Annotated in this window: 9 protein-coding genes; all 9 read right to left on the bottom strand. The window is 39.4% G+C overall.

Annotated features, from left to right (window positions below):
• Window positions 1-187, bottom strand: a 187-nt coding sequence (locus QZT73_RS03515) for a DNA alkylation repair protein (RefSeq protein ID WP_291786637.1), incomplete at its 3' end; no start/stop codon positions are given.
• A 94-nt stretch (window positions 188-281) separates the two neighbouring features.
• Window positions 282-2,717 carry a TonB-dependent receptor gene (locus QZT73_RS03510; protein WP_291786635.1) on the bottom strand — a complete coding sequence of 812 codons (2,436 nt, stop codon included), beginning with the start codon at window positions 2,715-2,717 and terminating at the stop codon, window positions 282-284.
• A gap of 352 nt (window positions 2,718-3,069) precedes the next feature.
• Window positions 3,070-3,939 carry a nucleoside phosphorylase gene (locus QZT73_RS03505; RefSeq protein ID WP_291785586.1) on the bottom strand — a complete coding sequence of 290 codons (870 nt, stop codon included), beginning with the start codon at window positions 3,937-3,939 and terminating at the stop codon, window positions 3,070-3,072.
• Window positions 3,902-4,915 (bottom strand): rhodanese-related sulfurtransferase, encoded by a 1,014-nt coding sequence (locus tag QZT73_RS03500; protein WP_291785588.1) that lies wholly within the window; start codon window positions 4,913-4,915, stop codon window positions 3,902-3,904. Before QZT73_RS03500 ends, QZT73_RS03505 begins: the two co-directional genes overlap by 38 nt.
• A 54-nt stretch (window positions 4,916-4,969) precedes the next feature.
• On the bottom strand, window positions 4,970-5,608 hold the full coding sequence (locus QZT73_RS03495; protein ID WP_291785590.1) for an acetyltransferase: 639 nt from the start codon (window positions 5,606-5,608) through the stop codon (window positions 4,970-4,972).
• A gap of 41 nt (window positions 5,609-5,649) precedes the next feature.
• Window positions 5,650-6,957 carry a DUF2851 family protein gene (locus tag QZT73_RS03490; protein WP_291786634.1) on the bottom strand — a complete coding sequence of 436 codons (1,308 nt, stop codon included), beginning with the start codon at window positions 6,955-6,957 and terminating at the stop codon, window positions 5,650-5,652.
• Between the two features lie 207 nt (window positions 6,958-7,164).
• Window positions 7,165-7,980 (bottom strand): orotidine-5'-phosphate decarboxylase, encoded by an 816-nt coding sequence (gene pyrF / locus QZT73_RS03485; RefSeq protein WP_291786632.1) that lies wholly within the window; start codon window positions 7,978-7,980, stop codon window positions 7,165-7,167.
• A 63-nt stretch (window positions 7,981-8,043) separates the two neighbouring features.
• Window positions 8,044-8,682, bottom strand: a complete 639-nt coding sequence (locus QZT73_RS03480) for an outer membrane lipoprotein carrier protein LolA (protein ID WP_291786630.1) — start codon at window positions 8,680-8,682, stop codon at window positions 8,044-8,046.
• 41 nt (window positions 8,683-8,723) lie between these two features.
• On the bottom strand, window positions 8,724-9,956 hold a 1,233-nt coding region (locus tag QZT73_RS03475; protein ID WP_291786629.1), incomplete at its 5' end, for an FtsK/SpoIIIE domain-containing protein.

The following is a 9,956-nucleotide window of genomic DNA, read 5'->3' as shown; positions in this document are numbered from 1 at the left end:
TGACATCTTTCCAAAATTGCCCAGCAATTTTTCTCTGTTCTGGGACTTTAACGCCTAAGAACTTGTCCCCTTCACCGTATTCTCCTTTTCCGGTTTTGAAATAGCCCTGTAAAAATTTTGCTTTGACAGGATCTGCCAGGTATGTTAAACTTTGAATGATTTCTTTTGCTTTGACGGACTGGACCATATCTGGGGAAGTTTATCACAAATAAAACTGTTTTCATAAAAAAAACCCTTTAAATAATTCATTTAAAGGGTTGGGGGTGATTGAGCAACTTTAACTAAAAATCCATATCGCTCTCCATGTCTTCTCGGCTTCTTTCCTTTCCGTTTTTTTCTTTAAATCCACCAAATCTATAGGTAAATGCAATTGTCCCAATTCTTGTTTCCCTGTTCCATAATCTTGACTGTTCAAATCTTTCATCGCTGGTTTTGATTCTGAAGATTTGAGTATTGAATATATCGCTAACGTTAATACTGAAGGTGCCTTTGTTATTAAATACATTCCTTTTTAATCCTGCACTTATGCTGTACATGGGTTCAATTTCTCCCTGAGGGATTACAATAGGGCCTCTGTAATTGGCTTGCATCTGAAAATTCACCACATTTGGGATGGCTAAATTCGTCAATAAATTCAAAGTCCAACTGAAATTTGAATTAATAAAGGGTCTTTCCAGATTATCTGCAATGATTTCTGAATAAAAGAAATTACCACTTAAAGTCGCATCCCACCAGCTTGCCAACTGAATTTGATTGATGATTTCAAATCCTGTATTGTTTCTTCTCGCCGCATTCTCACGGGTAGTAATTGAGACATTATTATCGAAGAGTTCTGTAATTCTGCTTTGAACATTTGTTGAAAACCTTTGATATACTGTCGCACTTAACAAATAATTTGCCCAGCCTTTTTGATAGCCTGCTTCGAAACTATCTGTAAATTCTGGTTGAAGTGTGGGGTTACCAATTTGTAGGTTAAGGGGATCATTTACTCTATAAAATGGAGTTAAGCCCCATAGTCTTGGTCTTGAAATTCTTCTACTGTAATTTAAAATCAGATCCTGGTCTTTTCCTAAATTGTAAACGCCATAAATGCTTGGGAATAAATTGAAATAATTATTCACAAAGGTGCTATTGGTATTTCCAGTCAGCGAATTAGTCTCTGTGTACTCTGCCCTTAAGCCAGCTTGATAACTTAACTTTCCCCAAGCATTACTGTAGTTTAGGTAAGCGGCATACACATCTTCCCTAAAGTTGAAAGTGTTTGAAATGGTATCATTCTCAGTAGGTATGAAATTATTGGAGGCATCAGACTGTAAAAAGTTCTGTCTCCTATCCCATTCACTGAATGTACCTTTTAGCCCGGCCTCAAAGGTTCCACCGGAAGCAAATGGTTTAATATAATCAAATTGAAATACCAGAAGATTTGAAGTTTGGGCCCTAAGTAAATCTTGTTGGAGAAAATTTTCCGGGTTTTCCATCATCAAATTATTGAAGAAAGATTGGTAATAGAAATCTAATTCATCTCTAGAGTCTCTGGAGTACGACAACGAAGTAAAAATACGTTGGCCAAGTGTGTCAAGATTTAATCCATAAGTTACTCCAGTTTCTATGTTGTAACTTGAATTGGATTCCTCATTTTCTCTAATAAATAGACTGTCCAATTGTTGTTGGTTATTCAAAAATCTTTGATTGAGTAGGTTATCTCCAGTTCTTTCCCTGATATTTCCCTGGATATACCATCCCAAGGTTCCATTTTGGGAAATATTGTAGTCAAGTCCTGCCCTGATCAAATGGGATATATTAATGTTTTCACCATAGGAATCCTGGTCAAGTTCAGGTGATATTCCAGGAATTGTAGAAACTCTGTTTCCTTCAGATTCTCTGAATAATCTCCTGTTTTGATAATTATAACTGGCAAAATAATTCACCTTATCTTTTCCATAATTTAAATTTACGTTGAAGTTATATTTATCTCTTGTGCCAACTGATACCTGGCTTTGGCCATTGAAACCGATTTTTTCATCTTTTTTCAGAATGATATTGATGATACCTCCAGATCCTGTGGCATCATACCTTGCAGAAGGATTGGTGATAAGTTCCACACTCTCAATACTGTTTGCAGGAAATTGAGATAAAACGGCTTCAATCCCATCTCCTGAAATATTTGATGGTCTTCCATTGATGTAAATTAAGATATCTCCAGAACCCCGCATGGTCAATTCTCCTTCGTCATCCATTTGTATAGAAGGTAAAGTAGCCAGAAGTTCCGAAGCTGATGCACCTTGGGCAAGTATACTGTTTTCTATGTTGTACCGTCTTTTATCAATATCGCTTTCAAACATGGAAGTCACCCCTTCTACCACCACTTCTTCCAAGTTGGTTGCGTCAGGCATGATTCTTAAGTTGCCTACATTCAATACTGCTTTATCGCCTAATGTGATTTTTCTGAAATAATTATCATAGCCAATGAATCCTACCCTTAACAAAAAATCTCCAGTCTGTTCTGTATCAAAAGAAAAAGTACCATCCAAATCACTCATTCCCCCTGTAACAAGGGATGAATCCCCAACAGTCAATAAAGCTATGTTGGCAAATTCCATGGGTTGGTTTGACTCTCTGTCACTGACATTACCTTTTATCGTAAAAGTTTGTGCCTGAATGTCCAGGCTGAAGAAAAGGATATATAATACTCCAAAATAAGATAAAACAGATTTCATTTTTAATTTTTTTAATAGTTGGAAAATTTCAGAATTGCAGACTATAATTCTGATTAATAGGATTATTTTTATGTTGGAAGGTTTGTTGAGTTATTTTTAACTTATTTTCCAAATAAAATTCCAATTAATTGGGATTTAAATTAAACCGTTTTAAATGATTAAGTTTTATCAAATCACGATTAAATCCATAAACACCTACTATACATAACGCGCTACAGTCGAGCTGGTTCAGAAAAAACGTGTATATACATTAATACACCTATAAGAAGGCTGTACAGTAGTATGCTTACATGAATGGTTGGTTTATTTCAAGTGATTGACCTTTTGAAACAGCTGTGTTTAATCGGATCACCTAATCCTGAACAATATTATCAAGTGTTTGGATAATCAGGTCATCCACGATATCATAAGCATTGTTAGCAAATTCATGGGTAATCCGGTTGGCAATGATGGCATTCAAGCTCATGACCTCATGCCCCAATAACCTGCCCATGGCGTAGTATCCTGCAGTTTCCATTTCAAAGTTGGTGAGCCGAAAGTCATCCAAACTTATATTGCTCAGTTTTTCTATAATATCGGGAATAGCAGGTTTGATCCTGACTTCTCTTCCTTGTGGTCCAAAAAATCCGGGACAGGTGACCGTATTTCCGATGAATAAGCCTTCCCCTACTTTTTTCAATAACTTTTTTGAGCCTTGGATGCAATAGGGAGTGAATGATAGATTCAATTCTTTTTGGATGATTGCACCTATCTTTTGTTCCAAATCTGAATAATTGGTATGATAGAATGCCATTAAGGTGTCTAATCCTATGCCATAAGCAGAAGCCAAAAGGGAACCTGCCGGTATATCTTTTTGCATACTTCCGGAAGTCCCGATTCGGATAATATCCAAGGAAGTATGATTTTCTTTTGGCAAGCGGGTTTTGAAATCAACATTGACGAGGGCATCTAACTCTGTCATGAAAATCTCAATATTGTCTGTTCCCATTCCCGTACTGATAGCAGTCATTCTTTTTCCCTTATAATATCCGGTATGGGTGACAAATTCTCTTTTTGCAATTTCAAATTCAATGCTATCGAAGTGTTGCGAGATTTTTTTCACCCTATCTGGATCACCTACTGCTATAACAATTGAAGCCAGGTGCTCTGGCTTCAAATTGAGGTGGTAGATACTTCCGTCCGAATTAATGATCAGCTCTGACTCTGGAATCCTTTTGTTCATCCGATAATTCTTTAATTTTTTCTTTGTCTTTGCGTTTGAAAAGCCCTTTGTATGGATTATAGCCATTGGTGTTTTTCTGGTAATAGCCAGTGCCGTCATAAGGACGCTTTTCAGGATGCTCCTTGCACTCTGTGGAGCAAGCGCCTTCCATTTCCCATCCACATTTTTCGCAGATTGGTAGGTGGGCATTACATGATGGATTGGCACAGTTGACCATGCGGTCACATTCGGTACCGCACACATGGCAATTGGAAATCACCACAGGGTTGACCTTATTGATATCAACGGCAATTCTATTGTCAAAAACATAACACTTGCCTTCGAAATCCTCACCGCCTGCTTCCAGTCCATATTTGACGATTCCCCCGTGTAACTGATACACATCTTGAAAGCCTTGCTCTAAGAGGAAAGCGGAGGCTTTTTCACATTTGATGCCACCTGTACAATAAGTCAGTACTTTTTTACCTTTCAAATGATCCAGCTCTTTTACCTTTTCAGGGAAATCACGGAAGTTGTCAATATCCAGGGTGATGGCATTTTTAAACCTGCCCAATTCGTGCTCATAATTGGACCTTACATCTAAAATCACCACATCTTCCTGGTCTTTTAAAGCCTTGAATTCTTCTGGAGCCAAATGTTTCCCGGTTTTTACATTTGGATCAATATGGCGCAGGCTGCTATGGACGATTTCAGGTTTGACACGCACATGAATTTTGGCAAAAGCATGTTTGTTATGGGATTCAATTTTGAATTCTGTTTTGGCAAATCTCGGGTCTGCATGGATATAAGCCATGTACTTTTCACAATCTTCCTTGAGACCTGAAACAGTTCCATTCAAGCCTTCGGGGGAGATAATGATTCTTCCTCTGATGTTGTTTTCAATGCAGAAGAGGTGATGCGCTTCTCTGTATGCCTCTGTGTCTTCTATGGGGGCATAGCAATAATAAAGAAGGATGCTGTAATTGTTGTTTTCCATAACTTAAGCCCTGTTTCCGGCAGGGTGTTTTGGTTGTAAACTGAATTGGATAATTTATTTTTTGATTGATGAAGCAGGGTTTCCAAAGACCGTTTCTCCATTCTTTACATCTGCTATGACCACTGAACCAGCACCTACCCTTGCATCTTTGCCGATGGTAATGCCTGAAACAATGGTAACTCCTGAACCTATAAATGCACCTTCCTTAATGTTAACACCGGAATTGATGACGGATCCTGCTCCAATTTGAACAAAGTCCTCCAATTCACAGGTGTGGTCAATGATTGCACCTGAATGGAGAATGCAATGACTTCCTACTTTTGCGCCTGCTCCAACGGTCACTTGGGCATTGACAAAATTCCCATGTCCGATACTCGCGTCAGTGGATATATATGATCTTTCGTGGAGGGCATTGACAGGTTGCACTTTCCTTTTTTCATTGAGCATTTTAACCAGAAACTGCCTGTATCTATTGTCATCAACTGCTACGAAAGCTTCACATTTCTTGCCTATCAATTTTAGGAAGCCATCATCTTCTGGATGTCCCAATATGGGTACCACATTAATCTCAGTGCCATGCAATTTTTCATCTTCATCCAGAAAGCCGTAAACAATGACCTGGTTGCTGTTGAAAATTTCCAAAGCAGGATGTGCTATTCCTTTTGCTCCTAAGATGATTACCGGTTTATCCATTTTCTTTTCAATTGGAGCCCAAAAGTACGGCAAATCAAAGTTTAAAACAAAAGTCCAACTTTAGGTGGCTTCAAAAGATTCTGTCCAATTTTACAGTCCATACAGCGTTTTTCTTTGCAATAAATATGGTAAAGCCCCAACATTCCCTGTGAATCAAAGGCATTTTGTACCTGCCAACCGATTTTCTCAAATTTTCTTGAAACAAAATTATTTTCCGGACTGATGTCCTGAAGTAGGTCAAAGCCTTTTTCTTTCCAATGTGCTTCATTCATGAATTTTCCATAGCTGTACCATAATGGGCTTATAAAATTGATGATCAATAAGTCAAAAGTGTTTTTACTTAAAGTGGGTGCTAGCTTTTTCTTCGAAATAACCCCAGGTTTCTGATGCTGTTCCCAATAGGGATCCAGGTTGACTTGAAACATTTTGCGGAAATGCGCAATCTCCTTTGAACAATCAAGTACAACCGAGAATAAGGAGTTGTTTGTGGCCAGGATTTTTGCGAGCTGTGCAAGCCGACGATGCGGGAAGTTGCCCGGTCTTACACCCATAAATTTCCAATCGTGAAGGAAAAGAGCCGGTCTTAAACCATATTTTTTTTGATAAAAACTGTATTCAGAAAGAAGATGATCAGCATATTCATCTTCTCCAATATCCAGAAGCAAGCCTGCCTGACCAAAAAGTATGGCCTCTAAAACCTGGGGTTTATCCCCTTGTTTTTTAAGGATTTTATATGGAACAGCATTGGCAAGTCTGAACATGGCCTTGGCATTTGTTTTGAAGCCAAAACACTGAAAAAGCCATCTGTAAGCAGTTTCCTCCCAGTCGTTTTTCGTATTTTCCATGATGGAAAGGATTTGGTCTGATTTGATTTCCAGCCGTTCAATGAGCGTTTTTTCCAGCATGGAATAGCGGATAATATCCTGTGTTTCCTTTAGTCTTGAGCCACAGAGAATATCATCTTTGCTTTCACTCAGCCTTTCATAATTCCTGATCACATCAAGAAAAATCCTGCCCTTCAGCTCCAATGTTGGGATCTCCGTGCCATCCGACTGAAGTATAGGGCGGTCGTGTTCAAAAACTACATGCAGAATGACGGCATTGTAATTTGAATCATCAGAATGTCTGTGGCTTATCCAGTCAGATGATTTTCTGTGGATTTCAATGTTGCCATGATATTGCATATTCCCTATAAAGATATGGGCCTCCAGAAAGTCTGGCCCTTCATGGAAATTATGAAATCCGATTTTTTTGATCTCTAGATGCTGGCCCAGCGTGGTCTGAAGATTTTTCCTGTCAAAATATTGGTACTTCCAGACCGCATGAAGAAAGTTTTCTTGAAAATCCATAGCGAAAAAACGGTTTAAAAATTAAAGTTACTGTTCTGTTAACCAGCACTTAAATTACCATAAATTTTCTAGTGAAGGAATAGTTGGATTTAAATTATCCGATTAATTCGGCTTAAATGGGAGGGGTGATACCATCAGGGACTGATGTGCAATCTCTGACCGGCCGGTTATTATCTGTCCGAATAGGTAAATTGAATTTTAAGCTGCTTATAAATATTTGTTCAAAAGGCTTTCCATTTCCTGCTGCAGCTTTTTAGCCTCCAATTGAGCAGCGGGTGCAAAATCTTTCTCTTTTCCGGCATAGATAATACCCCGGGAAGAATTTACGAGTAAGCCGCATTCCCTGTTCATGCCATATCTGGCAACCTCTTCCAAGCTGCCACCTTGGGCTCCGACACCGGGGACAAGGAAGAAGTGGTCTGGCACAATCTTTCTTACTTCAGCAATTTTCTCTCCTCTTGTAGCACCTACCACATACATCAGGTTTTCTGGTGTTCCCCATATGGAACTTTTTTCCAAAACTTCCTGAAAGAGCGGTTTACCATCTTGGGAATGAAGAAGCTGAAAATCCTTGCTGCCTTCATTGGAAGTAAGGGCCAATAGAATCACCCATTTATCTTTAAATTGTAAAAATGGTTGGACGCTGTCCACGCCCATGTATGGAGCCACCGTAACCGAATCAAATTCCATGGTTTCAAAAAATGCCTTGGCATACAAAAAAGAAGTATTGCCGATATCTCCTCTTTTGGCATCGGCAATGGTGAAAATATCTTTGGGGATATAATCCAGGGTTTTTTGCAAACTTTCCCAACCTTTAGGCCCCAAGGCTTCATAAAAGGCAATATTGGGTTTGTACGCTACCGCAAAATCAGCTGTGGCATCGATGATACGCCTGTTGAATTCAAAAACCGGATCCTTTTCCTGAAGCAGGTGATTGGGGATTTTGGAAAGGTCTGTATCCAGACCCACGCATAAAAAAGAGGCTTTTTTTTGGATCTGTTCAAAGATTGCTTTTCGGTTCATATTTTGGGTATTTTCCCAAAAGTAGGGATAAAAAATAATCCCGCATGTGCAGCGGGATTAAAATCACCTCAAATCTATAATTTCTACCTTTCCATATTCCTTTGGATCAAAGCTGAAATAGGCATCAGGAATATCCGTATTGGTTTCAAGTCCGGTAAATTTATATTTAAAGACATCTCCCTGGTCATCATAGATTTCCCATCCTAAGAGGTCTTTCTTTTCTTTGTCCACCGTCAAAACGACTCGTTTAAATGGTGCTGTGGGGTTTTCGGCGAGCAACTCAATTTCCTGAAGGACAACTTTATTTTCTGTGCGTTCCCCCAGTAATTGGTAATTGTAACCTTTTTTGTAAATGTTATAGACAGAGGATGGAGTAAGCTCGTCTCCCATGTCGCTGGCATTGTTGATGGTCACTTCTTTATAGGTACCGGACTCGATAAAGGTCCAGACTGTTTTTCCATTATTAAATATTTCCTGTTCGGGTAATTTGATCCTGTATTTTTCTCCCTTGATGGCTACTTCTCCCGTTCTTGGTTGCATTCTTCCATCAGAAAATTCAAAATTGGCTTTCATGCCTTTTAAGGATTGGTATTTTTGACTGACAGCGTCTAAAATGGCTTTGGCTTTTGGATCTTTTTGACTGTAAGCAGTCTGAGTAAGGAGCCCAAAAAGACAAACAATCCATACTACTCTATAAAACATTTTGATTTTTTTTAAGGCTTAACTTGGGTATTGTTTTGTTTTTACAAGCCGTTCAATAACCGTTCCAAAGTTTCTTCATCTTGGATCAAAACTTCTCGGGCTTTGCTGCCCTCAAAGGGACCAACAATACCTGCTGCCTCTAATTGGTCAACGATTCTTCCGGCCCTGTTGTATCCAAGTTTTAATTTTCTTTGGATCAAAGAGGTGCTTCCTTGCTGATGCATGACGATCATTCTTGCTGCATCATCAAATAAAGGATCTCTGTCAGCCAAATCGATATCTCCTATACCGCTATCACTATCTTCTCCTTCAAATTCAGGAAGTAAGTAGGCATCAGGATATCCTTTTTGTTCCCCTATCCAGTCGCAAATGGCATCTACCTCTGGCGTATCTAAAAATGCACACTGCAGCCTGGTTACATCTGAACCATGGGAAAGTAACATATCCCCCATGCCAATAAGCTGTTCGGCCCCGCCGGAATCCAAAATGGTACGGCTGTCAATTTTAGATGTTACACGGAAAGATAATCTTGCAGGGAAATTCGCCTTGATGATACCCGTGATAACATTGACTGATGGTCTTTGTGTAGCGACTACCAGGTGTATACCAATGGCCCTTGCCAACTGGGCCAATCGTGCAATAGGACCTTCAATTTCCTTACCTGCCGTCATCATCAGGTCTGCTAGCTCATCTATTACCAACACGATATAAGGCATAAAGCGATGTCCCTTTTCGGGGTTCAATTTCCGAGCAATAAATTTGGCATTGTATTCTTTTAGGTTTCTACAGCCAGCATCCTTAAGCAAGTCATAGCGTCTGTCCATCTCTATGCACAGAGAATTCAAAGTATAGATTACTTTTTTGGTATCTGTTATAATGGCTTCTTCGGAACCGGGTAATTTAGCGAGGAAATGCCGTTCAATTTTATTGAAAAGGGTCAATTCCACTTTTTTGGGATCTACCAAAACAAACTTTAGCTGGGCCGGATGCTTTTTGTAAACCAATGAAGCAAGGATCATATTCAGTCCAACCGATTTTCCTTGCCCAGTGGCACCGGCCATCAGCAGGTGGGGCATTTTGGCAAGGTCTATGACAAAAACTTCGTTGGATATGGTTTTGCCCAAAGCGACAGGAAGATCCTTGTCACTCTTCATAAATTTTTCTGTGCCCAATACAGATTTAGCAGGTACCAATTCCCGGTTTTTATTGGGGACTTCAATTCCAATAGTGCCTTTTCCTGGCATGGGAGCGATGATCCTGATGCCCAATGCTGC

The sequence above is a fragment of the Cecembia sp. genome, from assembly GCF_007126775.1.
Taxonomy (GTDB): Bacteria; Bacteroidota; Bacteroidia; order Cytophagales; family Cyclobacteriaceae; genus Cecembia.
Note: the sequence above shows the minus strand (reverse complement) of the source record. Positions and strands in the feature narration are given on the sequence as shown.

Excerpts from the sequence above, each read along its gene's own strand:
- QZT73_RS03505 (WP_291785586.1), bottom strand. The coding sequence starts at position 3,939 with ATGAACAAAAGGATTCCAGAGTCAGAGCTGATCATTAATTCGGACGGA.
- QZT73_RS03480 (WP_291786630.1), bottom strand. The coding sequence starts at position 8,682 with ATGTTTTATAGAGTAGTATGGATTGTTTGTCTTTTTGGGCTCCTTACT.
- QZT73_RS03510 (WP_291786635.1), bottom strand. The coding sequence starts at position 2,717 with ATGAAATCTGTTTTATCTTATTTTGGAGTATTATATATCCTTTTCTTC.
- QZT73_RS03490 (WP_291786634.1), bottom strand. The coding sequence starts at position 6,957 with ATGGATTTTCAAGAAAACTTTCTTCATGCGGTCTGGAAGTACCAATAT.
- pyrF (WP_291786632.1), bottom strand. The coding sequence starts at position 7,980 with ATGAACCGAAAAGCAATCTTTGAACAGATCCAAAAAAAAGCCTCTTTT.
- QZT73_RS03500 (WP_291785588.1), bottom strand. The coding sequence starts at position 4,915 with ATGGAAAACAACAATTACAGCATCCTTCTTTATTATTGCTATGCCCCC.
- QZT73_RS03495 (WP_291785590.1), bottom strand. The coding sequence starts at position 5,608 with ATGGATAAACCGGTAATCATCTTAGGAGCAAAAGGAATAGCACATCCT.